Origin of the sequence: Mesorhizobium sp. M1348, assembly GCF_040317925.1 — a bacterium.
Classification (GTDB): Bacteria; Pseudomonadota; Alphaproteobacteria; order Rhizobiales; family Rhizobiaceae; genus Mesorhizobium.
In genome coordinates this window covers 75,612-99,132 of record NZ_JAMYLH010000005.1, presented here as the reverse complement: position 1 = coordinate 99,132, position 23,521 = coordinate 75,612, and the positions used below count along the sequence as shown (strand labels likewise).

The following is a 23,521-nucleotide window of genomic DNA, read 5'->3' as shown; positions in this document are numbered from 1 at the left end:
GGTTCGGGCGCGGACCATGCGGCAGGGTTTTGGCAGGGTCAAGGCAAGCGTGTGCTTGCATTCCGCATCGTGCGCCACTACGTCAATTCGACCAAGCGAGGATTTGCCATGGCGACCGGACCGAACCGCATTCTCGATGAATTCGCCAAGCTGATGACCGACGCAGCCGGTGCCGCGCAAGGCGTGCGGCGCGAGGTGGAGACTGCCTTCAGGGGCCAGGCCGAGCGCATACTCAACTCCATGGACGTGGTGCAGCGCGAGGAATTCGAGGCCGCTCGCGACATGGCGGCGAAGGCCAGGGAAGAAAACACCCGCCTCGCCGCTCGCATCGAGGCGCTCGAGGCCAGGCTTGCCGAATTGACCGGTCAAGTAGCGCCTGCGGCGGCGGCAAAGCCGCGTGCAAAAAAATAATAAGAAATAAATCGTAAACTTTTCCACAAAGCCGGATCGCAAAAAGCGCTTTGTCGTGAATCGCTTACCGGTACTGCGTGGATCTTTGTGACAGCGCCTTTCCACATGCGAATGACGCAGTGCGAAAAATTGGGCTGGTCACGCGACTCCCGATCAATAGACTGAATTTGTTGCATGATTCGGAGCAGGGTCATGCGCCGGGCGGTGGGGTCCGGTCCGGGGTCTTTGCGTTGACGAAGTCCTGGCCGTCCGAGTTCTAGGCAGAATTGTTCGAGTGTGCCTCTCCCGCGGAGCGTGTGGTGGCGCTCCCAGAACGACAGGAAGCATTTCATGGAACTTCTCGAACTCGAATTCTCCCGCGAAATCCATCCGGTGGATGTTATCGAGCAGGTGGCGCACAACAACGATTGGTCCTTCGAGCGGGCCGGCGACGACGAGATCTCGATCTCGGTTGCCGGAAGCTGGACCGACTACCACGTTTCATTCTCCTGGATGGAGGACTACGAGGCGCTGCACCTGGCTTGCGCTTTCGACATCAAGGTGCCTGAGGCGCGCGCGCTCGAGGTGATGCGGCTGCTTTCGCTGATCAACGAACAGATGCTGTTTGGCCATTTCGATCTCTGGGAGCAGGAAGGCGCCATCATGTTCCGCCAGTCGCTGCTGCTGGCCGGTGGGGTCGAGCCGTCGAGCCAGCAGGTCGAGGTGCTGCTGTCGTCGGCGCTGGAGGCCTGCGAATGCTATTTCCAGGCGTTCCAGTTCGTCGTCTGGTCGGGGACTTCGGCCAAGGATGCGTTGGCCGGCGTGCTGTTCGAAACCTACGGAAACGCGTGACAGTCGATGAGTTTGAGCAACGCGCGAAAACCCGAGATCAGCTTTGCCGATTTCGACCGCGTCGACATCCGCGCCGGCACGATCGTCGAGGCCGAGCCTTTTCCCGAGGCGCGCAAGCCGGCGATCAAGTTGAAAATCGATTTCGGTCCCGTGATCGGGGTGAAGAAATCCTCGGCCCAGATCACGAAATACTATACGCCCGAAACCCTGATCGGCCGGCAGGTGTTCGCTGTGGTCAATTTCCCGCCGCGTCAGATCGGATCATTCATGTCGGAAGTGCTGACGCTCGGCTTTCCCGATGACGAGGGTGCCGTCGTCCTTGGTGCGATCGAGCGCAAGGTGCCGGACGGCGGCAAGCTGTTCTAACTGCGCTGTTGCTCAGGCAGCCAGTTTACGCGTGGTACCCAGCGCCTCTTCGACCGTTTCCATGAACATTTCCGCGCAGGCCTTCCAGCTGTAGCGCATAGCACGTTGCCGCGCCGCGGCGCGGTCGACGTGAAGGGCGGCGAGCGCTGCTTGCCGCAGGTCGTCTGATACCGCGCCGCCGATGCCGTCACCCACAATATCGATCGGTCCGGTGACGGGATAGGCTGCGACCGGCGTGCCGCTGGCCAGCGCCTCGATGATGACGTTGCCGAATGTGTCGGTGCGGCTGGGGAAGACGAAAGCATCGGCCGAGGCGTAGATCTCGGCCAGTTCGTCGTTCGGGCGATGGCCGAGGAAATGGGCATCGGGATATCTGGCCTTCAGCTTCGCCAATTCCGGCCCTTCGCCTACGACCACCTTGCTGCCGGGCAGGTCGAGGTCGAGAAAGGCCGGCAGGTTCTTTTCGATCGCGACGCGGCCGACGCAGAGGAAGATCGGTCCGGGAAATCCCAGGTCCTTTCTTTTATCCGGTCGAAAATGATCTGTGTCGACGCCGCGCGTCCATGGCCGGAGCTTGGTGAAGCCGCGCGCCGCAAGATCGTCGGCGAGCGACTGGGTGGCGACCAGCGTGCCCTGTCCTGAATTGTGGAAATCGCGCAGCCAGCGATAGGCCCATGCTTCAGGCACCGGCAGGCGCGCGCTCAGATATTCCGGAAAACGTGTGTGATAGCTGGTCGTGAAGGGGCGGCCGGCGTTACGGCAGTAGCGCCGGGCCATAATGCCGAGCGGTCCTTCGGTGACGATATGGATGTGGTCCACCTTGCGTGCCTCGATCAGCTGCGCCACGCGGTGAGGAGTCGTCAGCGCCAGCCTGATGTCCGGATAGGTCGGCAGCGGCAGGGTGCGAAAGATGTTCGGCGTCAGGAAGTCCGTCTCGACATCGAAGGATTTCAGCGTCTCCGAGAGGCGCTCCAGCGTGTGGACGACGCCGTTGACTTGCGGGCGCCAGGCGTCGGTGACCATCAGGATGCGCATGGCGGTCCCTTGGCGGAGAGCTTGATTGCCTCGCCGCGATGCCTGAACGGCGACCACGCCGCAGCTCTGGCCTCGCACCGGCGCACCCGGACAGGCGCGGGGTCGAAATGAGGCCGCAGGGCCGAATCAATCAGGATCGCGCGCTTCATTGGTGCTCTTCACCATGGTTTCATGACGGGCCGATGAACGGCCGGGTCTCGCTGCCGTCAAGCCGGAACCTTGATCACCGCCCTCAGGCCGCCGAGCGGGCTGCGCTCGAGGACGATGTCGCCGCCATGGCTGCGGGCAATGTCGCGTGCGATGGAGAGGCCAAGGCCGGTGCCGCTGGCGTCGAGGTTGCGGGCCTCGTCCAACCGCACGAAAGGCTTGAATACATCCTCCCGCTTTTCGGGCGGAATGCCCGGACCGTCATCGTCGATGGTGACGAGCAGCGAACCGCGTCCATGATTGGCATTGATCTCCACCGTCTTGGCATAGCGGAATGCATTGCCGACGACGTTGGACAGCAGCCGGGCAAAGGCATTGGGGCGCACATGGACGTGCGGATCGCCGACAAGCACGGTCGATAGCTTGCGCTTGCGCAGCGTGGCTTCCTCGCGAAGCTTGTCGAAGAAGGCTTCGAGATCGAACTGGCCGGCGTCTTCCGACGCTTCGCCGCGTGCAAAGGCAAGATAGCCTTCCAGCATCGACTGCATGTCGTCGATGTCCTGGTCGAGTGCCTGGGTGTCGGCCGCCTTGGTCCCGGCCAGTGCCAATTGCAGCTTGAAGCGGGTGAGGATGGTCCTCAGATCGTGGCTGACGCCGCTCAGCATGGCCGTGCGCTGCTCGAGCTGGCGTTCGATGCGTTCCCGCATCTGGATGAAGGCAAAGCCGGCGCGGCGGACTTCCTCGGCGCCGCGCGGGCGAAAATCGCGCGGCATCGGCCGGCCTTTGCCGAAGCTCTCGGCCGCCTCGGCCAGCGTTAGAATCGGCCGGATCTGGTTGCGCAGGAAAGGAATGGCAATCATCAGCAGCACCAGTGAGGTGCCGACCATCCAGATCAGGAAAATATGGGTGTTCGACGCATAGGCCTGGCTGCGGCGCACGAAGACCCGCAGCACCTTGTTCTCAAGTTGGACGCGGACCTCGACGATATTGGAATTGCCGACCGTATCGATCCAGAACGGACGGTTGATCTGGCGAGTGATCTCGGACGAAAGGATCTCGTCGAGGATCGAGAAGAACGGCTTTGGCCCGGGTGGCGGCAGCGGGTCGGGCGGTAGGAGGTCGACCTTCAGTTGCATGCGATCCTGGGCGATACGGATGACGTTGGCGTAATCGGCGTCGTGCGGATAGGTCTCTATCAGGTCGATGATGGCGGCGATGTCGCGCACCGTGGCCTGCGACAGGCGCTGCGTTACGGTCTGCCAGTGGCGCTCCATGAAGACAAAGGCGACGACCGACTGCAGCATGATCATCGGCGCGATGACGATGATCAGCGAGCGGGCATAGAGCCGCTTCGGCATGTAAAGCGACACCAGGCGCCAGAAACGGTTCCAAGCGCGCGGCACGGCCTTGAGCGCCCGCGTCGCGCGGGCGCTCAAGCCGCCATCTTCCGGCCGTTCGAGTTGCGTGGTCGCCATTCGTCTTTTCGCTCACCGGCGGCCCGGCAAAGGACCGCTGTCGGCGGCATTCTATTCCACGCTGAGCCGATACCCAATACCGCGCACAGTCTGCAGCCAGACCGGATTGGACGGATCGCGTTCGATCTTGCGGCGCAGCCGGTTGATCTGGACATCGATCGTGCGCTCGCCGACCTCGGACTCGTCGCCGACAAGCTCATGCCGCGGTATCGTCTCGCCGGCGCGCGCAGCGAAGATCGCCAGGATTTCCTGCTCGCGGTCCGTCAGCTTGAGAGCCTCGCCGCCGCGCTTCAGCTCACGCCTGGCGATCTGGAACGTATAGGGGCCGAAGACCAGCTGTTCGACCTTGGGCGTCGTCGCGGGGCCGCCGCGGCGCAGGATATTGTTGATGCGCAGGATCAGCTCGCGCGGGTCGAACGGTTTTGGCAGATAGTCGTCGGCGCCGGCCTCGAGCCCGGTGATCCGGCTGTCGGTTTCGGACAGTGCGGTGAGCATCAGGATCGGCACGTTTTTCTCCGCCCGCAGCGCCTTGGTGAGATCGACGCCGCTTTCACCCGGCATCATGACGTCGAGCACGATCAGATCGAAATCGAGGCCGGCGAGCTTGCGCCGGGCCTCGCCGGAATTTCCGGCGACGGTAACGCGAAAGCCGTTTTCGGTCAGATATTGTTTCAGAAGATTGCGGATTCGGGTGTCGTCGTCGACCACCAGCAGATGCGGCGCGTCGTCTTCCGGTGCTGTCGGATGATCAACCCTCTCAATGGTCTCCATGGCTTTTCCCTGACATCTTTGCGGGCACAATGTCGATCTGCGCCCTTAGTTCCGGATTGACCATCGCTTCAAGGAACCGTTCGATGACGGCGCGTTCGGTGGCTCCGGAATCTTCCAATGCAGCATGGATGCGGCGCGACTGTGGCCGCGCCAGTGCCAGCGCCAGCGCACGGCCCTTGGCCGTAGGATAAAGCTCGCGCTGGCGGCGGTCGCGAGGGCCCTGCAATTGCACGATATGGTCGGTGTCGATCAGTTGTTTGAGCACGCGCGCCAGGCTCTGCTTGGTAATCTTGAGCACGTCGAGGAGTTCGGCGACCGTCAGCCCGGGCCGGCGATTGACGAAATGCAACACCCGATGATGGGCGCGGCCAAAACCGTAATCGGCCAGGATCTGGTCCGGATCGGAGGTAAAGTCGCGATAGGCGAAGAAGAACAACTCGATGATGGCGAAATCGATGCCGTCCTCGTCGGTGATCGCCGTCCTGATCGGCTCTGCGGCTGCGTGGCTCGTCATCTTTTCTCCGTGTGAAGCAGGAAATTATGTCAGCACTATTGACGTATTTTCCGCGCGATGGTAATTTTTGCCAAGCTTTTCGGCGGATTGCGAACGAAAAGGCAAGCGAAGCCGTTTTTTCCGGAACTTCCTGAGTTTGCCAGACCTTAAATATCCGCCTACGCTTTAAGACAATGGCCGCCTGCAGCGGCCGAAACGAAACACGCAATGACACAATGATGTGCGGGCTGCCGCCCGCGGGAGGTTACCATGGCATCCGTTCCCTTCGACCAACTGGACGGCTTTATCTGGATGAACGGCGAATTCGTCAAATGGGCCGACGCCAAGATCCACGTCTTGACCCACGGGCTGCATTACGCCAGCGCGGTATTCGAGGGTGAGCGCGCCTATGGCGGCGAAATTTTCAAGCTGACCGACCACACCGAACGCCTGCATGAATCGGCGCGCCTGCTTGGCTTCAAGATACCCTACTCGGTCGCCGAGATCGACGACGCCTGCCGCACTCTGTTGAAGAAGCAAGGTTTCCAGGACGCCTATGTCCGGCCGATCGCGTGGCGCGGCAGCGAACAGATGGGCGTTTCCGCACAGAACAGCCGGATCAACTGCGCCATCGCCATCTGGCAGTGGCCAAGCTATTTCGACCCGGCGCAGAAGCTCAAGGGCATCCGCCTCGACATGGCCGAATGGCGCCGCCCCGACCCGCGCACCGCACCGTCGAAATCGAAGGCGGCCGGCCTCTACATGATCTGCACCATGTCCAAGCATGCCGCCGAGGCCAAGGGCTATGCCGACGCCATGATGCTCGACTGGCGTGGCCAGGTGGCGGAAGCGACAGGCGCCAACATCTTCTTCGTCAAGGACGGCAAGATCCATACGCCCAAGCCCGATTGCTTCCTCGACGGCATCACCCGCCGCACGGTCATCGGCCTTGCTAAGGACCGCGGTTTTGAGGTGATCGAGCGCGCCATCATGCCGGAAGAGCTTGATGGTTTCCAGCAGTGCTTCCTCACCGGGACGGCAGCCGAGGTGACGCCGGTTTCGGAGATCGGTCCCTACCGATTCGAGGTTGGCGAAATCGCCAAGACGCTGATGAATGACTATTCTGCGGCCGTTCAGCCCAAGCACGCAATCGCTGCAGAATAACGAAAGTCACAGCTTTTTTAACTAGTAAGGGCGGTTTTCGGGCCGCCCCTTTTATTTAAGCGCTTCTGCATTTGACTTTCACACAATTCGGCGTCTCATGATGGGGTCGGCCCGGGAGGCTGGCAGCTATGGAGGGACTGGAAATATGGATATGAACACGCTTCTTCCGATCATTATTCAGGTGATTACGGGTATCATCGGTGGTCAGGCGGTGGGTGCGGCTATCAAGACTGCGGCGATGGGGCAGCTTACCAAAATCCTGGGCGGCGCTGTTGGCGGCGTCGGCGGTGGGCTCATTCTCAACAGTCTGCTGGGTGGCGCGGTCGATCCGGCAGCAGCCGCCACGGCGGCAGGAGCCGGCAGCGCGTTGAACATTCCAAACATCGTTGGCGGTGCCGGCGGCGGCGCCATCCTGACCGGCATCATCGGTGCGGTCATGAACGCGATGAAGAAATAGGCTTCGACGTTTCAGGTTTTCAAATGGGCGGCTTCAGCCGCCCATTTCGTTTTGCCGTTTGTGGGAGCGGTGGACGCCGTTCGCGTGTGTCTCTACATCAGGGCCTGATTCAAGGTTGGGGCTTTCCTGACGCGTTCGAGGGGACGCGCAGCGCTCCGACAGCGTGAAAGGACGAATATGGGTCAGCTCAACGCCGGCATCGTGCCGGTCACGCCGTTCCAGCAGAACTGCACCATCCTCTTCGACATGGACGACAGACAAGGCGTTGTCGTCGATCCGGGCGGTGACATCGACAAGGTGCTGGCGGCGCTCGAGGACAATGCGATCACTGCCGGCGCGATCTGGATTACGCATGGCCATATCGACCATGCCGGCGGGGCCATGGAACTGAAGGAGGCGCTCGGTATCGAGATCATCGGCCCGCATGCCGCCGACCGGCCGCTGCTCGCCAATCTCGAGTACCAGGCAAAGCGCTATGGCATCACCGATTCCGTGCGCAACTGTGTCCCCGACCGGTTCCTTGCCGAAGGCGAGACCGTTTCGTTCGGCTCACACGTGTTCGAGGTGCTCCATTGTCCAGGCCACGCACCCGGCCACGTCGTCTACTATAACCGGGCCGCGAAGTTCGCCCATGTCGGCGACGTGCTGTTCCGCGGTTCGGTCGGCCGCACCGATCTGCCGGGCGGCGACCACGCCGCGCTGATCGCCTCGATCAAGGAGAAGCTTTTGCCGTTGGGCGACGACATCGGCTTCATCTGCGGCCATGGTCCCGGCGGCCGTTTTGGTGAGGAGCGGCGGAGCAATCCGTTCCTGATCTGAAACCGCTTGCCGGAAACAAAAAAAGCGCGGCCTGTGCGACCGCGCTTTTTTCCGGCGGAAATTGCCTCCGTTAATTGGCGGTGCAGAAATGCTGTTCGCCGTCATAGCCGGTGAACGTGCCGGTACGCGCGTTGAAGCTCCGGTAGCGGTCCGAGCAGTATTCGTACCAGCCGCGGGTCCAGGGCTCCGCATAGCTTTCGGCATAGGCCACTCGCGGCTGCACGTAATAACGGCGCACCGGGGCAGGCCGGTAGTATTCATCATCATAGGCCGGGTCGTAATAGCGGGGCTGCGGACTGGCGAGCGCACCGCCGATCAGGGCACCTGCCGCAAGGCCGAGGACGCCGGCCGCAACGGCGTCGCCGTGGCCGTGGTGACGGCGGTGATGGCGCCATTCATCGGCACTGGCCGCGGGCAAGGTCGCAAGCGTGGTCGCAACGACCGCAGCGGACAGGATGGCAGTCTTGAAAATTCGGTTCATGTCGGTCTCCTTCGTGCCGGCCCGGGTCGTTTTCGGGGGATGCGGTCCGGCTTTAACGAAGATTGATATGCGACCGTGGCTGAACGGGGGCTGAACGAAATTTGACCAGGCGGTTCATCTAACTGGGCGGTTCAAGCGTGCCGCAAACACCGCAGGCCAGACCGGCCCACGTCCATTCTGTCCAGGGCTGGTTCAGCCGATCGACAGGTTGACGGCTTTCGGACCCTTGCCGCGCTTGTCCGGCTCGGTGTCGAATGTCACTTTCTGCCCATCCTCGAGACCGGGAAGACCCGACGCCTGCACGGCCGAAATATGGACGAAGACATCCTTTGCCCCGTCGTCCGGCGTGATGAAGCCGAAGCCCTTGGCGTGATTGAAGAATTTGACGGTGCCGGTCTGCGGCATGGGAAGCTCCTTTGATCCCACAAGTCCAGTCTCGGGCCGGCAAATGCCCGGACGGAAATTTGTCCTTTATTTTAGTGCCATCGGCAAGAGAAAGTTTTGCGGGCGTCTGCAAGCATCCCAGAACACAAAAGGCGCGGCGAAGACCGCCGCGCCTTTACAGAATTCACGTTCACTCCAAAAGCCTTGCAGCATCCTCACACCCCGAAAGGACGCGCGGCACGCTGTGGTTCAGGCAGCGCGGAGATTGACCGCTTTCGGACCCTTGCCCATACGGTCGGGCTCGACATCGAAGGTGACCTTCTGACCGTCGACGAGCGTGCGCAGCCCGGAAGCCTCGATTGCCGAGATGTGGACGAACACATCCTTGGCGCCGCCATCGGGCGTGATGAAGCCGAAGCCTTTGGTAGCGTTGAAGAATTTAACGGTGCCGGTCTGGGCCATTGGGGAAACTCCTTCACCCGTGTCAGTCTTGGTGGTTCCGCCCGCCGCCTGGCGCCGTGGGCAAGTCCCGGTGGTTGCTTCGGCAGTCATGCATTGGCGCATGGTAAAACCCCCCGCCGAAAACGGGGCTGTCAGAGATTCACAGTATCGGGGAAAGGTCGTCCAAAACGTTCCGCTCTCCGGGTCGCAAATGCCCGAACACAAAATTTATCGCACGGAAACGTGATGCTTGCAAGATAGAGCCGCGGGCGGACCAACAGGCGCATCCCGACGCATCGCACCGATAGCCCCGGTTCTCCGCGCGGTCATCGGCCAGACGCCACCCAGGCATGGTCCAGCAAGCGGGGCAGGTGCTATCTTGGCTTGCGCCGGCATACCGCCCTGGCTCGCCAGTTGCAAACAGGGGTTGCATTTGGCAGCGTAATGACGAGGATCGGCCGGACGCAGGCACCATTGTGCAGGCAGGAGTTTCGAGGGAGGGAAACATTCATGCGGCTTCTTGCGGCAATCTTTCCGCGGCAGGTTTTTTCCATCCTGTTCCTGTCGGCAATTCTCGCAGCCTGCACCGTCGTGGTGGATGAGGGGCCAGGGCCGCGCCCGCCACGGCCGGGGCCGCAATTCTGCACCAAGCAATATGACCCGGTCTGTGCCCGGCGCGGCGGCGACCGCCAGACCTTCGCCAATGCCTGCCTTGCCGAACGGGCCGGATACCGCATCATTCGCGAGGGCGAGTGCCGCAGCGGTGGTGGTGGCGGTGAGGAGCAGACATTCTGCACCCGCGAATACCGCCCGGTCTGTGCCCGTCGCCATGGCGAGCTGCGGACATTCCCCAACGAATGCGAAGCCCGCGCGGCGGATTATCGCGTCGTCGATGACGGGCCTTGCTAGCGCACCGGCCTCACTGTTCGTCCGGATAGGCACCATCGGCGGGGCCGACGTAGAGCTCGGCGCCGTCCTCGTTGGAGATGCGCAGGCGATCGGGGATCTGCGGCATCATCAGCGTGTGAAGTAGCGTGGCGGCGCCTTGCAGGGCGGCGCGCAGGTTCGGTGCCTCCAGCGACACTCGATCGAGTATCGCTTCGTCGGCATCGCGCGAGCGGTAGAACTCGATGACGGAGTTCAAGCACGCCTCCAGGCAGATTGTCGTGCGATCGAACCCTAGCCTTTGGACTTGGGTTTCACAGCGGTCTCCGCCTGCTTGACCGCCGAGCCGAAGGGCGAGGCCGGTTTTGCCGCCACCTTGTCCTTCTTGGGCTTGCGTGTCTCGCGATTGCTGCGCTGTTGACCCTTGGCCATTTTCTGATCCCTTATACGTGTTGCGGATTGCTTTCGGCTCAACTGGCCGGGTTGTCGACCGGTTCGAGATTGTCTTCCGTGGTGACCCGCTCATAGGTCTCCAGCTCGCTGCGGATGCGGTATTGCGGCGAGCCGTCCTTGACCGGCAACCGGCTCTTGATCTGGAACAGCTCCGCGGTCTTTTGGGCAAGGCCGGTGCGGCTCTTCATGCGGACGGTCTGGCCGACGGTGAAGATATGCGCCGGCGTGTCCGTGCGCCGCGCACTCTGCTGGAAGCGGATCATGTGACATTCTCCTGGTCGTGCTGAAGCGCTGCCTCGAGCTCGGCATGGTCGACGGCGACAAGCTGGCTGGTCGCGCTTTTCACCGTCCTTGCCGGCAGATGGATGAAAGTGGCGACACGGCGCCATGCAGGCCACGACATGCCGTCGATCAGTTCTTCGTCGTGGTCGATGTCATAGTCGCCGGCCGGCTGCACGCCATCCAGCCCGCCAAGCACGAAAGGTGCCGCGAAATGCGCGATGGAATGGGTGGTGCGGGCAGACATTCTTGTGCCTCGAAGTTCTCGCTTGTGCCTTGAAGTTCTCGTGCGTTGAAGTTTCTTTCCGGCCTGCTCCGGAAGCGGAGCCTGCATTGCGGTACCAGGTGTCGGCGATTTGGATAAGTTTGGCGGGCCGAGAACCCTGACGCCGCAGGGCCAAGCATGACCCAAAACGGTTTTATACCATTAGTCTGAAAATACGGCTTATTCAAGAAGTTTTCGGCCTCTTACCCCTACCAACCTAAAATTACTTTTCTATAGTTATCTGCAGAACGATGATACGGTCCCGGTGCACCTCAAAAATTGTTTGAAGAACTTCCGGAAAAATTCCTCCGGCATTTGTATTTATTTAGGTATGAAAGGAAGAGAGTCATGAACTCCGAAAGAACACCGGATGTCCCGACAGTTGCAGTTAGTCCCGTCACCAAGCCGATAAAGGTCTTGTCGCCGCGCCTCACGATAAGAAGCGACGAGGCGGCAAGGCGAAGGATTGCCGACACTGACGGAACGGCGCGGCGGGCGCGCCAGCTTGCCGAAAGCAATCGCCTGATTTGACGCGCAAGCCATGACGCTCAATTTTCCCAATCCCAGCCGCTCCTATGACGCGGCGGCCAAGCGCATTCGTTTCGTCGGCCATGACGGCATGTTCGAAGTCCCGTTCTTTGTCGAGGTTGCGGCACTTTCGGCGGCCAACCCGGCTGCAAGCGGAGCCGAGGCCGAATTTCTCAGCGCCTTTGACGCCAAGCGTTCGTCGATCCACGATATTGCGCGCCAAGCCTACTCGCACGGCCGCAAGAACATGTATGTGCTGACGCCGGCAGACTTTCGGTAAGCTCCCCGAGTTCGGAGGTTTGCTTCGTAGCGACCGCCGTCTGCTCTTGCACGTGCCGCAGCGATGGCCTAGATCGCGGCAGGCGGACAACACGGCAGGTTTCCCATCAACAGAGATCCGAGACAACCGGCAGGCGCACGTTACGGCTCAGGCGGACAGCCGCCGCTGGGGCTCGACCAGCACGTGCAGCAGGCGCTGCAGTTGCACCAGACGGGGCGCCGGCAGGAAGCCGAGGCGCTTTACCGACAGGTGCTGGCGCAAAAGGCCAACCACCCGGCTGCTGCGCATTTCCTCGGGCTTCTGCTGCACCAGACCGGGCGCAGCGCCGAGGGGCTGGCGCTGATCGAACAATCGGTGCGTCTGCAGCCGAGCAATCCGGATTTCCTCAACAATCTCGGCACCGTGCTGCGCGACCTCGGCCGGGTAGCGGCCGCCGCCGATCTCTTCCGCAAGGTGGTGGCGATTCGGCCGGACCAGCTGGCGGCGCGTGACAATCTCGGCTCGTCGCTGAAGCAGCTCGGCCAGTTCGAAGGCGCCGAAGATATTTATCGCGGCACGATCGGCCGCAACCCGTTCCATGTCCGCGCCCGCGTCGGGCTTGCCGAAACGCTGCAGGAAGCGGGCCGGCTGGATGAGGCACTGGCTGTTTTTCGCGAGGCGCTGACGATCCGGCCGAAGGATGCCGATCTTTTGCACGGCCTGGGTGTCGGGCTGATGGAAAAGGGCAATCTCGACGAGGCTGCCGATCTTTTCAGGCAGGCGCTGGCGGTGGACCCCGGCATGGCCAGGGCCTGGCTGATGCTCACCCAGGTCAAGCGCCAGAAGGAGCGCGACGCCGAGCTTGCCCGCATGGAGGCGGAGCACGCCAAGGCGCCGCAAGGCAGCCTGGCGCGCATGCAGCTTTCCTTCGGCCTCGGCAAGGCCAATGACGACCTCAGGGAGTATGGCCGCGCCTTCGACTATTTCGCCGAAGGCAACGCGATCCGCCGCCAGGGCATCGACTACGACGCCGGCAAGACGCGCGGCGAGTTCGAGGCGATGAAGGCGGTGTTCGACAAGGCCTTTTTTGAAAGGCACAGGCCGAGCGGGATCGCCGACGACACGCCGATCTTCGTTGTCGGCATGCCGCGTTCCGGCACCACGCTGGTCGAGCAGATCATCGCCAGCCATCCGCAGGTCTATGGCGCGGGCGAGCTCAGCATATTGAAGACGGCGGTCGGCAAGCAGTTTCCGCTCAGCATGAAGGGCGGCTTTCCCTGGGGCATCGCCGACATGCCCGACAAGGCCTATGCCGAGGCCGGCCAGGCCTATCTCGACATGCTGCACACCCGCTATCCAGGTTTTCGGCACGTCACAGACAAGATGCCCGGCAATTTCCTGTTGATCGGTTTCATCCACATGATGCTGCCGCAGGCCAAGATCATCCATTGCGCGCGCGATGCGGCGGCGACCTGCCTGTCGATCTACAAGGTGCACTTCCGCGGCGACAGCCATCGCTACGGCTACGATCTCGGCGAACTCGCCGATTTCCACAATCTCTACACCGATATCATGGCGCACTGGCACGCCGTGCTGCCTGAGGTCGTGCACGACGTTCGCTATGAGGATTTCGTCGCCGACCAGGAAGCCCAGTCGCGGGCGCTGATCGCCCATCTCGGCCTGCCGTGGGACGATGCCGTGTTGTCGTTCCACCAGACCGACCGGCCGGTGCGCACGGCGTCCGCCGCGCAGGTACGCCAGCCGATGTATCAGGGCTCGGTCGATCTGTGGAAGCGCTATGGCGACCGGCTGAAGCCGCTGCTCGACAGGCTGGCTTAGAGCGCCGCTGCGCCTAAAGCGCGTCGCGCTCGATCGGCCTCATGCGACGCGCTTTAGATTCCTGTTTATGCATGTCGTTATCGCAAAACCGCTGCACACTTTTGCGCGACATGCATCTAAAGCTCCATAAACGGCTGAAAGCCGCCGAAGATCATGCGCTTGCCGTCGAACGGCATGGTCGACCAGTCGGCCTTCAGGCGCTCATCGGCCATCACCTTGGCCATCACTGCGTCGCGGCTCTGCCTGGATTCATAGACGATCCATGAGAAGATGACGATCTCGTCGTCCTTGGCCTGCACGGCGCGCGGGAACGAGGTGATCTCGCCATAGGGCACGTCGTCGCCGACGCATTCGACATAGGCAAGCGCGCCATGCTCCTTCCAGACGCTGCCGGCGGTTTCCGCCAGCTTCTTGTAGGCATCGAGCTTTGCCTTCGGCACGGCAAGTACGAAACCATCGACATAAGACATTGGATTTCCTCCTGGGTAGGTTTTTCCTCCTCCCGCAAAGGGCGAAGGAAGAATGTGCTAAGCCTTCTTCACCGGTGCGTTCATCGCCCATTCGACGCCGAACGGATCACGCATATTGCCCCAGCGGTCGCCCCAGAACATCACCTGCAACGGCACGACTTCCTCGCAGCCTGCCTCGATGGCCCGCTTCCACCAGGCGTCGATGTCGTCGCTGCCGAGATGGAGCTGCATGGTGCAGCCCTGAGGCTTCACAGCGGCCATTCCATGCTCGGGATAGAAGTCGGAAAGCATCAGGGTCGAACCGTTGATGTAGAGATGGATATGCATGGTGCGGCCCTGTTCGTCCGGCGGATAGGCAAAGACCTGCTCGGCACCGAAGGCCTTTTGGTAAAATTCTGCGGCTTTGAAAGCGCCGTCCAGCTGAAGGTAGGGCGTCAACCCGCCAAGCACTTTGGCGGCGGGCTGGGTCTGCGGCTGGTCATTCATGTCATACTCCTCTTTGCTTCTGGTTTGCCTTTGCGAACCACAGGACGAACGAAACGGCGACGATCCTACACGGCCGATGGTTTTTTCAAATGCCGGGCGCGGGTCCGAAATGGCGCGTTGCTGCCACGGCCAACTGGCACCTTTCAACCTTCGATGCGAATCCGCGGGCTGTTTTGCGCGTCGACGACGATTTCCGGCCAGCCAATATCTTTGCGCAGCTCGATCGGCAATGAAAGGATGGCGCGTTCGCTGCGGTAACGGGCGCGAGCCGCCGAGTAACGGGTCACGGCGTGACCTATGGATGACAGAATAGACATGATGCTTTCTCCTCAATTGGCGCCGGCATCACCGTGTCGGCAACCCAAGGACGTGGCAGGCGATCATCATCCGACAGAGCGTCAGATTTTTTTCCGCAAGGCCGGATTCAATCGAAGACGGCGTTTCTCACCTGCCGGGAATCGAGCGACGACCGCCAAGTCAGCGCACATCCAACCGGAAGCTTAGCTGCGTGCCGTCCGACGGACTGGACTCAGATGACAGATGCGGCCAGAGCGGTGTCGTAATATTCCACCAGTTCGATGATTTTGCCGTCGCGTACCGTCCAGAAATCGGCGGTGCGCAAGACAAACTCGTCACCGGTGGTTCGGCGCGTCAAATGGATCTCGACCTGCGCCGCAACCTTGTCGCCGCCATCGATGATCTCAACCGGGACGAAGCGCCGGTATTCGAAATCGCTGTCCAGCGCCACAAGCCTGGCAAGGAACTCCTGCTTGCCGCGGGCCACTCCGGCATAGCGCGACTGCACCGGATCGGCGATCCAACGAAAGACGACATCATCGGCGCAGTCGACCAGCGCGCCCTCGATGTCACGTTTTGCATAGGCATCATACAGCTTCCTGACGACATCCGCCCCACGCATGACCGGTTTCCTCCTTAGGTTTGCGAGACCTCAGGATGCGCCTTTTCCGGCGAGCGGGAAAGTGTGCTGAGCCGCTCGCCATTCATCGGGCAAAATCGTCAATCTCCCGCTTCGGCCACCGAGCGGAAGAAATCTTCCGGACTGTCGACCTCGGTCAGCCGCCGCTTCTCGATCAGCCAGAAGCGGTTGCCGATTGCCCTGATGAAGGAGCGGTCGTGCGAGGCGAGCAGGCAGCTTGCCTGATGTTCCAGCAGTTCGGCTTCCAGCGCTTGCTGGCCATCGATGTCGAGATGGTTGGTCGGCTCGTCGAGCAAATAGAAATTGGGATTGGCGAGCCTGAGCGCCAGCATCATCAGCCGCGCCTTCTGGCCGCCCGACAGCACGCCGATCCTGCGCTCCTGCATGTCGATGTTGACGCCGGCGCCCGCCAGCAGCGAGCGGGCGCGCTGCTCGCCGACATCGAATCTGCGCGACAGCATCGCCAGCGGCGTGTCGTCGCCGCTGATGCCCGACAATGCCTGGTCGCTATAGCCGAGCACGGTCGACGGCGTCACCTTCAGGCTTTGCGCCGCCGTTTCCGGCTCGACGATGGCGTTCCGGATCAGGCCGATCAGCCGTGATTTGCCGACGCCGTTACGGCCGAGCAGGACGATGCGATCGCGCTGGCAGATATGGCGCTTGCCGGTGCTGAACAACAGCGTGCCGTCAGGGGTTCCGACCGCCAAATCGTCAAGCGTGATCAGCACCTTGGCATGGCTGCCGCGATTGGCGAGCTTGATCGCGCCCGCCGATTTTTCGCGGTGTGCCGGCGCTGCCGCTTCTTCCAGGCGCTCTGCCCGCTGGTTGAGCTGCCTGGTCTTGACCGTCAGCAGATCACTGCCCGAGTTGATGCCGATGTTGTTGAGCTTGGCCGCCTGCCGGCGCAGCTGCTGCGCCACTTTCATGTCGCGCTGGAATTTGCGCTCGGTTGAGGCGTCGACCTCGTCCAGCGCAAGCCTCGCCCGCGAATAGGGCAGCGAAAACACCGGCGATTGTTCAGGGCGAAGGAACAGCGTGCGGTTGGTCGTGGCGTCGAGGAACGCCCTGTCGTGGCTGGCAATCACCAGCGGCACCTCGCGCGGCAGGGCGTTCAGCCAGGTTTCGAGCTGGCTGATCTTGCCGAGGTCGAGATGGTTGGTCGGCTCGTCGAGAAGCAGGACGTCGGGGTCGGTGACCCAGACGCGGGCGACCAGCGCAAGCCTTTGCCAGCCACCGCTCAAGGCTCGCATCGGCCGCTCGCGCATCGGCTGCGGCACGTCGAGCGAGTCGAGAACCACATCGACGCGCCATTGCTCGCTTTCGGCCTGCTCGGCCGGCAAGGCGTCTGCCACCACCTCATGAAAGCTGCGCCCGGCCAGCGCTGCGGGGATGACTTGCTCGACATAGCCGACGCGCAGGCCGCGCGTGCGGGTGATGTCGCCTGATGTCGGCTCCATGTCGCCGGTCAGGCACTTCAGCAAAGTCGATTTGCCGCGCCCGTTGGCGGCGACGATGCCGAGCCGGTCGCCGGTGCCGATGGTGAGATCAAGGTTGGAGAAGAGCGGCGCACTCATGGTGACACCGAGAGACTTGAGGCTGATCAGGGCCATGTCGATTTCTCTGGTCTGTCCGGAGTGGATTCCGGTTCAATGCACTTTGACGGTGCGCAAGCTGGCCATCAGGCTCGGCGTTGCAGCACCACGAAGGGCAGACCAAGAAAATCGAAGCGGGAAGAAAAACCCGGACCGTCTCTGGTCAGCCCTGCAAGCAAGCTCGCAGGGCAGAGACAGGGCCGCGCTGACGGTGGTGGTCGAAAGACACGCAGCCCTCCTTTCAAGACGGTCGAGTGTGCGGAGCGATTACACCAAAGGCGGGGTGGGTTGCAAGTGTGTCCTCTGCAGGCAGGCCTTAGTCTGGCAGAGGGAATATAAAGTCACCCTTGGTTCGCTGGATTTCCTGTGGCGTTTCGAAGTGAATCTCCATCAGGATCGGTTCTTCCGGTCCCTTGAAGAAATGAAGTTCGGCATGAGGGAGCACGAGCCGACGGACAGTTTCATATCCGCTTTCCATCTTATATTCCTCGGCTTGCAGCCCTAGACTTGCGAGGAGCGTCTTGGCGGCCGAAAACGTCATGGCTGGACTAAAGCCGTCGAGATCGATTTGGCTGTTGCCGCTCCATTTCAAAGGCAAGGACTTGGGCACATGAGGCATGTGCCAAAGTTTGATGCTGATACGGTGCACTCGCGCTCGATCGCGCCTGATCAAAATGTTGATTTCCAGATCGCCATAACCCAGAAGAAAGCCGCATGGCTGATCCTGATAGACATACAGCCATTTCGGAAAGCCAAGGTGTTTCTGCACCGGTCCAAGATCGGCGCCAGCCCGCAAAGGCGTGTCTTTACTGCCTAAAATCAGGGGCAGAATGTGGAGTTTGCCTTGTTGCCGCATCGAACCTAGGTTTGCTGCCAATTGTTGTCGTAGGTTGGATACTCGGCCTTTCAGCCCCGCCTGATCCCTTCGGCCCAAGCCACCAGGTCGTCTTCGCTGTTGCGCAGCCGCTTCATGACTCGTTGCATGGGCCAGCAAGTAACGCCGCTTCCGACTTCGAGAGCCGCGTTAATTTCCCCTTCGGGATCGTCGTCATTCGTCAGCCAATGCCCGCTGAGTTCCTTGCGAAGCACCTCGCCACAGTAGCATCCCAATGCAAACAAACGCGGCCCGATATCTTGTGATATCAAACCGCCGGAGATGGGCTCTCCATCCTTCGTCTGCTCGCGAAAAAACCGTTCCACCTCGGATATGCTCTGCGGTGAGAAATCCGCGCCGAAGCCCGAACTTTGCAGTGCGTTGGATATCCACTGCGCGGCTATCGGAATGTCGTCTTGCAAGCGCCGCGGTGCGCTTGTTGTTTGAGACGCCGCGCGGGACGGCAAGAACCCTGCGGCGAGAAGCCCAAAGAAACGGCGTGTTATCATCTGTAGCCACCCAGCCGATGGCGAGAAGATACATGCGGCGCTCAAGTAACGCCACGGCAGAATTACCGTCCCGGCCGACCAGTCTTGCCGGGTCGGCGCTTTTCGCGGCGAGCATCGGCCGGATCTTCGTAAGAGCCGATGCCGGCACGCTGGCGGACAATGGGTTTGGCCGAATCATCGCGTTCCTTCGCGCCTCCCGCTGTCCTGCCCTCTTTGCCACCATTTGACATCTCCCCCGCGAGGGGGGAGATCGGCTGTGGCTTGGCCGGCACTTTTCCCTCGACCGGCTTCTCGGTCCGCCGCACCGTCATCTCGTCGAGCGAGTTTTTCTTGAACAGCGGTTTGATCGGCTCGCCGGGGATGCCGAAATCGGAGCCGTGCGCCTCTTCGGCCGACTGTTTCTTGAACAGCGAACGGGACACCGCCCCGGCCGGCGTCGGCATGTCGGTGCCCGGGCCCATGGCGTCGAGCGAAGGTTTTGCGAATAGCGGCTTCTTGACCGGCACGGCGCCGTCGGCGCCCATCTCGTCGAGCGCGGGCTTGCGGAAGAGGTTGGGCCGGGCAGCCTTGGCCGCTTCTTCGGTGGCACGTGCCTCGTCGAGCTTGCGGAAACGCTCCTGTTCCTCTGACGTACGATGTTTGGCCACGCCCTTGTTGTGCTTGCCCTTTTCGCGGCCCGAAACCGGGCTTTCCATGTCGGCATATTTGGCCAGCGGGTCGTCGGAGATGGACAACTCCATCTCGCGCAGCCGTTTGATCTCGTCGCGGATGCGGGCCGCCTTCTCGAAATCGAGGTTGGCGGCGGCGTCGCGCATCTGCTTGTCCAGGGCGTCGAGATGCGCCTTCAGATTGTTGCCCATCATGGCGCCGGCGCTGTCGGTGAACTGCGAAATGTCGGCGCGGACATGATCTTTTTCGTAGACCGAGTCCAGGATGTCCGAAATGCGCGACTTGACCGATTCCGGGGTGATGCCGTTGGCCGCGTTCCACTCCATCTGCTTTTCGCGACGGCGGTTGGTCTCGGCCATCGCCCGCTCCATCGAGCCGGTGATCTGGTCGGCATAGAGGATGACCTTGCCGTCGACGTTTCTGGCGGCGCGACCGATGGTCTGGATCAGCGATGTCTCGGAGCGCAGGAAACCTTCCTTGTCGGCATCGAGAATGGCGACGAAGCCGCATTCGGGAATGTCGAGGCCTTCGCGCAACAGGTTGATACCGACCAGCACGTCGAAGGCGCCGAGGCGCAGGTCGCGCAGGATCTCGATACGCTCCAGCGTGTCGATGTCGGAGTGCATGTAGCGCACGCGAATGCCCTGCTCGTGCAGATATTCGGTCAGGTCCTCGGCCATGCGCTTGGTGAGCACAGTGACCAGCGTGCGGTAGCCGGCCCTCGAGGTCTCGCGGATTTCGCCCACGACATCGTCGACCTGCGTCTTGGCCGGGCGCACTTCGACCGGCGGGTCGATCAGGCCGGTCGGGCGGATGACCTGTTCGGCGAAAACGCCGCCGGATTGCTCCATCTCCCAACCGCCGGGCGTTGCCGAAACCGCGACGGAAAGCGGGCGCATGGCGTCCCACTCCTCGAAGCGCAGCGGCCGGTTGTCCATGCAGGACGGCAGGCGGAAACCATACTCGGCCAGCGTCGCCTTGCGGCGAAAGTCGCCGCGATACATGCCGCCGATCTGCGGTATGGTGACATGGCTTTCGTCGACAAAGACCAGCGCATTGTCGGGGATGTATTCGAACAAGGTCGGTGGCGGATCGCCCGGCTGGCGGCCGGTCAGATAGCGCGAGTAATTCTCGATGCCGGCGCAGGAACCGGTCGCCTCAAGCATCTCCAGATCGAAGCGGGTGCGCTGCTCCAGCCGCTGCGCTTCCAGCAACCGACTGGCCCGTTCGAGTTCGACCAGCCTGTGCTTGAGCTCTTCCTTGATCGACTTGATGGCTTGATTCAAGGTCGGGCGCGGCGTGACATAGTGCGAATTGGCATAGATCTTGACGCCCTTCAGCTCGCCGGTCTTCTGGCCGGTCAGCGGATCGAATTCGGTGATCGCCTCGATCTCGTCGCCGAACAGCGAGATGCGCCAGGCGCGGTCCTCGAGGTGGGCCGGGAAGATCTCGATCGTGTCGCCGCGCACCCTGAACGAGCCGCGGACGAAATTGATGTCCTGGCGCTTGTATTGCTGGGCGACGAGGTCGGCGAGCAGCGCGCGCTGGTCGAGCCGGTCGCCGATCTGCATCTGGAAGGTCATCGCCGTATAGGTCTCGACCGAGCCGATACCATAGATGCAGGACACCGAGGCGACGATGATGACGTCGTCGCGCTCGAGCAGCGAGCGCGTCGCCGAATGGCGCATGCGGTCGATCTGCTCGTTGATCGAGGATTCCTTCTCGATGTAGGTGTCGGTCCGCGGCACATAGGCCTCAGGCTGGTAGTAGTCGTAGTAGCTGACGAAATACTCGACGGCGTTTTCCGGGAAGAACTTCTTGAACTCGGAATAGAGCTGCGCGGCAAGCGTCTTGTTGGGCGCCAGGATCAGAGCGGGGCGCTGCGTCTCTTCGATCACCTTGGCCATGGTGAAGGTCTTGCCCGAGCCGGTGACGCCGAGCAGAACCTGCGTGCGGTCGTTGCTGTTGACGCCCTCGACGAGATCCTTGATCGCCGTCGGCTGGTCGCCGGCCGGCTCGAAATCCGAGACCATCCTGATGGCGATGCCGCCTTCGGATTTCTCCGGCCGGGCAGGGCGGTGCGGCGTCCACAGCACGCCGTCCTTGTGCAGCGGATTGCCGGATTCGATCAGTGCCGACAGTGCCGCGACCGTGGCGGTGACGCCGCCCGAGGCCATGGTCTCGGCATCTTCCAGGGAGACATCGAGGCCGGCGACAGGGTTGAGACCGGCCGCAGTGCGCTCCCGCGCCGAGGCCGCACCGCCCATCGAGGTGCCGCGTGCCGTACGGCCGGGGGAAGAGGAGCGTTCCGGGATTTTCTTCGCCGGCTTGGCGCCTTCCCTCCCCCTCGAGGGGAGGGTGGCGGCGGAGCCGCCGGGTGGGGTCGGTGCGTCCGGGCTCGGCGACCCTTGATGCCGAGCGCTTCCTTTGCCGACCCCCTCTGTCGCCTTCGGTGACATCTCCCCCTCGAGGGGGGAGATTTGGCGCCCTTCCTTCTCGGCTTCCTGCTCGATCTGTTCGGCCCAGTCGGCGATCGAGCCGGTCAGCGGCGCGCCGGTGAACTCGGCCTGCGGCGCCTCGGCAAAGCCGTGCAGGGGCTCCGATGCGTCGAGGAAATCGGTCAGCGGACTGCGCCGCTTGGGCGGCGAAGCGCGATCGTCATTCGCCGGCGGCGGCGTTTTCTTGTCGGGGAGTCTGGCCATGGCCCGAATATGGGAGGTATCGGCCAAAATGGAAAGAGCCGAGTGGCGGGTGGCGCGAGGCGCAATTTGGCTGCTGACAGCAGGCTGTCAGGAGCACCATCCGAGTTTCCCCCTCAATTAAACCACAGCGCGAACGTCAGAAACCCGGCGCCGCCGAACTGGCGCTGGATCTGATTGAACTCCTCGCTGGTGAGAATCTTGCCGCGCTCGAGATAGGGCGCGATGGCCGGGCCGGTGATCGACAGCACCAGGTCGAAGGGCTTCGGCTCGTCGAAGAAGCGCTTCATGTTGATGCCTTTGTCGGCGATGCGGAAATGCGGCAGAAAGGTGCGTCCCTCCAGCAGATCCTCGGCCATAGCCAGGGCGGCGAGCCAGGCCTGTACCTGCTGCTCGCCGACTTCCAGACCGGTCAGCGGGCTGGCGCCTTTCTGCTGCGGCCCGGGCAGCCATTCGCGGTCATTGTCGGTTTCGGCGCGGATGGCTTTCCAGTCCTCGCGCGACAGCCGGATCATTTCCATGAGATGGCGGCGTGCCGCTTGCCGGCGCTCCGGCTCGACCACTTGCCAGTTGATGAGATGGACCAGCGAGATGAAATCGGCGATGCGCCATTCGGACGACAGAATGCCGCCGCTCATGCCGCCGTCCGGCGGAACGAGCGTGTCCTGCAGCGGCAGTTTGGCGCGCGGGAACAGCATATGGAACGAACCGTCGAAGGTGTTGCTGAAGTCATGCGCCAGCCAGAAATCGGCCTGCGCCATCAGAAATTCGGCATAGCCCTGCAGCCAATAGCCGTCGGCGCGGTCGAAGCGGAAGGCGAGGGCGGCATCGGCCGGCGCGCCGCCCGTGCCCGACAGAGAGGCCATGATCGCCGCAGCGCTTTCGTCCGGCGCGATCGTGCCGTCCTCGTTGAGGTCGATGCCGAGGCGGGTGAGGTCGATGACCATACCGATGTCCGTGTCGGCGGGTACCGAACCCAGCGTGGCTGCGGATTTCTCCAGCCGGTCGCGGAAGGCAACGAGAATGGCGCGGAATTGTTCGTAGCTCAGCGGCTCGGGATCAGGGTTGTCCGGCACCGGCAACCGCATCAGCGGCAGCATGAAGGATTGCGGGCTTTCGAAACCGTGGCGGTGCAGCCCGCCGGCCAGGATCTCCAGCGCGGTGAAGAATTCGCCGGCGCCGGCGGCGTAGGTCGCTGCCGGATCGCCGGGCGCGGCGGCTTCCAGGGCGGCAAGAGCGCTGTCGCGTTCGGCTACGGTTTTCGCCTCAAACAGGGCCGCCGCTTCGGGAGCCGCGGCGCTGGGTGAAGCCAGCGGGAGGAGAAGAATGATGGCGCACGCCACCAGCCTGGAAAAACGCTTCATCGTGATCGCCCCTTTTGTCGCTCCCCAGTGGATCATACACGCATTTGGTTCGCGCGCCTGTAGCCCTGTGGTTCACCGATAACAGTCTGCGCTTCAATCAATCCGGCTGGCGGTCTACACAAGGCAAACCATTGGGCC

General features: G+C 62.2%; 30 protein-coding genes. 10 read left to right on the top strand and 20 right to left on the bottom strand.

From position 1 onward, the window contains the following. The first annotated feature begins 108 nt into the window (after window positions 1-108). The 3 genes from NKH13_RS11235 (at window position 109) to NKH13_RS11225 (ending at window position 1,608) form a co-directional block, all read left to right on the top strand. Window positions 109-411: an accessory factor UbiK family protein gene (locus NKH13_RS11235; RefSeq protein ID WP_352469177.1), complete on the top strand. Its 303-nt coding sequence runs from the start codon at window positions 109-111 to the stop codon at window positions 409-411. 330 nt (window positions 412-741) lie between these two features. Beyond that, a complete protein-coding gene (locus tag NKH13_RS11230) occupies window positions 742-1,242 on the top strand; it encodes a type III secretion system chaperone family protein (RefSeq protein WP_023678420.1) in 501 nt (166 codons plus the stop codon). 6 nt (window positions 1,243-1,248) lie between these two features. Then, window positions 1,249-1,608: a tRNA-binding protein gene (locus tag NKH13_RS11225; protein ID WP_352912526.1), complete on the top strand. Its 360-nt coding sequence runs from the start codon at window positions 1,249-1,251 to the stop codon at window positions 1,606-1,608. Between the two features lie 12 nt (window positions 1,609-1,620). Here NKH13_RS11225 and NKH13_RS11220 read toward each other — a convergent pair whose 3' ends face one another. From NKH13_RS11220 to NKH13_RS11205, 4 genes are all read right to left on the bottom strand, one after another. Next, window positions 1,621-2,643, bottom strand: a complete 1,023-nt coding sequence (locus NKH13_RS11220) for a glycosyltransferase family 4 protein (protein ID WP_352713134.1) — start codon at window positions 2,641-2,643, stop codon at window positions 1,621-1,623. 206 nt (window positions 2,644-2,849) lie between these two features. Continuing rightward, window positions 2,850-4,265 carry an ATP-binding protein gene (locus tag NKH13_RS11215; RefSeq protein WP_352713132.1) on the bottom strand — a complete coding sequence of 472 codons (1,416 nt, stop codon included), beginning with the start codon at window positions 4,263-4,265 and terminating at the stop codon, window positions 2,850-2,852. A gap of 51 nt (window positions 4,266-4,316) precedes the next feature. Beyond that, window positions 4,317-5,036, bottom strand: coding sequence for a response regulator (locus NKH13_RS11210; protein WP_023678415.1), 720 nt, complete (start codon window positions 5,034-5,036; stop codon window positions 4,317-4,319). Then, window positions 5,023-5,550, bottom strand: coding sequence for a MarR family winged helix-turn-helix transcriptional regulator (locus NKH13_RS11205; RefSeq protein ID WP_023719182.1), 528 nt, complete (start codon window positions 5,548-5,550; stop codon window positions 5,023-5,025). The genes NKH13_RS11210 and NKH13_RS11205 overlap by 14 nt, the downstream gene beginning before the upstream one ends. A 249-nt stretch (window positions 5,551-5,799) precedes the next feature. Between NKH13_RS11205 and NKH13_RS11200 the strand changes: the two genes are divergently transcribed. The 3 genes from NKH13_RS11200 (at window position 5,800) to NKH13_RS11190 (ending at window position 7,969) form a co-directional block, all read left to right on the top strand. Further along, window positions 5,800-6,693, top strand: coding sequence for a branched-chain amino acid aminotransferase (locus NKH13_RS11200; protein WP_352912525.1), 894 nt, complete (start codon window positions 5,800-5,802; stop codon window positions 6,691-6,693). A gap of 145 nt (window positions 6,694-6,838) precedes the next feature. Next, window positions 6,839-7,150, top strand: coding sequence for a hypothetical protein (locus NKH13_RS11195; RefSeq protein WP_352912524.1), 312 nt, complete (start codon window positions 6,839-6,841; stop codon window positions 7,148-7,150). A 177-nt stretch (window positions 7,151-7,327) separates the two neighbouring features. Then, entirely contained in the window at window positions 7,328-7,969 is a 642-nt protein-coding gene (locus NKH13_RS11190; protein ID WP_352912523.1) for an MBL fold metallo-hydrolase, read from the top strand. Window positions 7,970-8,039: 70 nt separating this feature from the next. Here NKH13_RS11190 and NKH13_RS11185 read toward each other — a convergent pair whose 3' ends face one another. The 3 genes from NKH13_RS11185 to NKH13_RS11175 all read right to left on the bottom strand — a co-directional run bounded on the left by NKH13_RS11185 (window position 8,040) and on the right by NKH13_RS11175 (window position 9,296). Continuing rightward, on the bottom strand, window positions 8,040-8,450 hold the full coding sequence (locus NKH13_RS11185; RefSeq protein WP_352713124.1) for a BA14K family protein: 411 nt from the start codon (window positions 8,448-8,450) through the stop codon (window positions 8,040-8,042). Window positions 8,451-8,642: 192 nt separating this feature from the next. Continuing rightward, entirely contained in the window at window positions 8,643-8,855 is a 213-nt protein-coding gene (locus NKH13_RS11180) for a cold-shock protein (RefSeq protein ID WP_006202521.1), read from the bottom strand. 228 nt (window positions 8,856-9,083) lie between these two features. Beyond that, on the bottom strand, window positions 9,084-9,296 hold the full coding sequence (locus NKH13_RS11175) for a cold-shock protein (RefSeq protein WP_006202520.1): 213 nt from the start codon (window positions 9,294-9,296) through the stop codon (window positions 9,084-9,086). Between the two features lie 489 nt (window positions 9,297-9,785). On the opposite strand from NKH13_RS11175, the gene NKH13_RS11170 reads away from it, so the two are divergent. After that, entirely contained in the window at window positions 9,786-10,184 is a 399-nt protein-coding gene (locus NKH13_RS11170; RefSeq protein ID WP_352912522.1) for a Kazal-type serine protease inhibitor family protein, read from the top strand. A 10-nt stretch (window positions 10,185-10,194) separates the two neighbouring features. Here the strand turns inward: NKH13_RS11170 and NKH13_RS11165 are convergent, their stop codons facing one another. Genes NKH13_RS11165 through NKH13_RS11150 form a run of 4 tightly spaced genes read right to left on the bottom strand, consistent with a single transcriptional unit; the run spans window position 10,195 to window position 11,139 of the window. Continuing rightward, window positions 10,195-10,419, bottom strand: coding sequence for a hypothetical protein (locus NKH13_RS11165; protein ID WP_352912521.1), 225 nt, complete (start codon window positions 10,417-10,419; stop codon window positions 10,195-10,197). A gap of 35 nt (window positions 10,420-10,454) precedes the next feature. Next, window positions 10,455-10,592, bottom strand: a complete 138-nt coding sequence (locus NKH13_RS11160; protein ID WP_023719175.1) for a hypothetical protein — start codon at window positions 10,590-10,592, stop codon at window positions 10,455-10,457. A gap of 38 nt (window positions 10,593-10,630) precedes the next feature. Continuing rightward, window positions 10,631-10,876: a hypothetical protein gene (locus NKH13_RS11155; RefSeq protein WP_292661264.1), complete on the bottom strand. Its 246-nt coding sequence runs from the start codon at window positions 10,874-10,876 to the stop codon at window positions 10,631-10,633. Then, a complete protein-coding gene (locus NKH13_RS11150; protein ID WP_352713118.1) occupies window positions 10,873-11,139 on the bottom strand; it encodes a hypothetical protein in 267 nt (88 codons plus the stop codon). Before NKH13_RS11150 ends, NKH13_RS11155 begins: the two co-directional genes overlap by 4 nt. 366 nt (window positions 11,140-11,505) lie before the next feature. Here NKH13_RS11150 and NKH13_RS11145 point away from each other — a divergent pair, with 366 nt between their 5' ends. From NKH13_RS11145 to NKH13_RS11135, 3 genes are all read left to right on the top strand, one after another. After that, window positions 11,506-11,688: a hypothetical protein gene (locus NKH13_RS11145; RefSeq protein ID WP_352664703.1), complete on the top strand. Its 183-nt coding sequence runs from the start codon at window positions 11,506-11,508 to the stop codon at window positions 11,686-11,688. A gap of 10 nt (window positions 11,689-11,698) precedes the next feature. Further along, a complete protein-coding gene (locus NKH13_RS11140) occupies window positions 11,699-11,965 on the top strand; it encodes a DUF1488 family protein (RefSeq protein ID WP_352713115.1) in 267 nt (88 codons plus the stop codon). A gap of 183 nt (window positions 11,966-12,148) precedes the next feature. Continuing rightward, entirely contained in the window at window positions 12,149-13,783 is a 1,635-nt protein-coding gene (locus tag NKH13_RS11135) for a tetratricopeptide repeat-containing sulfotransferase family protein (RefSeq protein WP_352713113.1), read from the top strand. A gap of 116 nt (window positions 13,784-13,899) precedes the next feature. Here the strand turns inward: NKH13_RS11135 and NKH13_RS11130 are convergent, their stop codons facing one another. From NKH13_RS11130 to NKH13_RS11090, 9 genes are all read right to left on the bottom strand, one after another. Continuing rightward, window positions 13,900-14,253 (bottom strand): DUF1428 domain-containing protein, encoded by a 354-nt coding sequence (locus tag NKH13_RS11130; protein WP_352713111.1) that lies wholly within the window; start codon window positions 14,251-14,253, stop codon window positions 13,900-13,902. A 57-nt stretch (window positions 14,254-14,310) separates the two neighbouring features. Beyond that, a complete protein-coding gene (locus tag NKH13_RS11125) occupies window positions 14,311-14,739 on the bottom strand; it encodes a VOC family protein (RefSeq protein ID WP_352713109.1) in 429 nt (142 codons plus the stop codon). Window positions 14,740-14,882: 143 nt separating this feature from the next. Further along, entirely contained in the window at window positions 14,883-15,056 is a 174-nt protein-coding gene (locus NKH13_RS11120; protein WP_023719167.1) for a hypothetical protein, read from the bottom strand. Between the two features lie 212 nt (window positions 15,057-15,268). Next, entirely contained in the window at window positions 15,269-15,658 is a 390-nt protein-coding gene (locus tag NKH13_RS11115) for a nuclear transport factor 2 family protein (protein ID WP_352713106.1), read from the bottom strand. Between the two features lie 98 nt (window positions 15,659-15,756). After that, window positions 15,757-17,286, bottom strand: coding sequence for an ABC-F family ATP-binding cassette domain-containing protein (locus tag NKH13_RS11110; RefSeq protein WP_352912520.1), 1,530 nt, complete (start codon window positions 17,284-17,286; stop codon window positions 15,757-15,759). 298 nt (window positions 17,287-17,584) lie between these two features. After that, on the bottom strand, window positions 17,585-18,145 hold the full coding sequence (locus tag NKH13_RS11105; RefSeq protein ID WP_352468439.1) for a hypothetical protein: 561 nt from the start codon (window positions 18,143-18,145) through the stop codon (window positions 17,585-17,587). Window positions 18,146-18,174: 29 nt separating this feature from the next. Continuing rightward, entirely contained in the window at window positions 18,175-18,651 is a 477-nt protein-coding gene (locus tag NKH13_RS11100; protein WP_352468440.1) for a hypothetical protein, read from the bottom strand. Window positions 18,652-18,713: 62 nt separating this feature from the next. Continuing rightward, window positions 18,714-22,022 (bottom strand): excinuclease ABC subunit UvrB, encoded by a 3,309-nt coding sequence (gene uvrB / locus NKH13_RS11095; RefSeq protein ID WP_352912519.1) that lies wholly within the window; start codon window positions 22,020-22,022, stop codon window positions 18,714-18,716. Between the two features lie 113 nt (window positions 22,023-22,135). Then, complete coding sequence (locus NKH13_RS11090; RefSeq protein WP_352713101.1) at window positions 22,136-23,383, bottom strand: hypothetical protein; 1,248 nt, start codon at window positions 23,381-23,383, stop codon at window positions 22,136-22,138. Window positions 23,384-23,521: the final 138 nt, after the last annotated feature.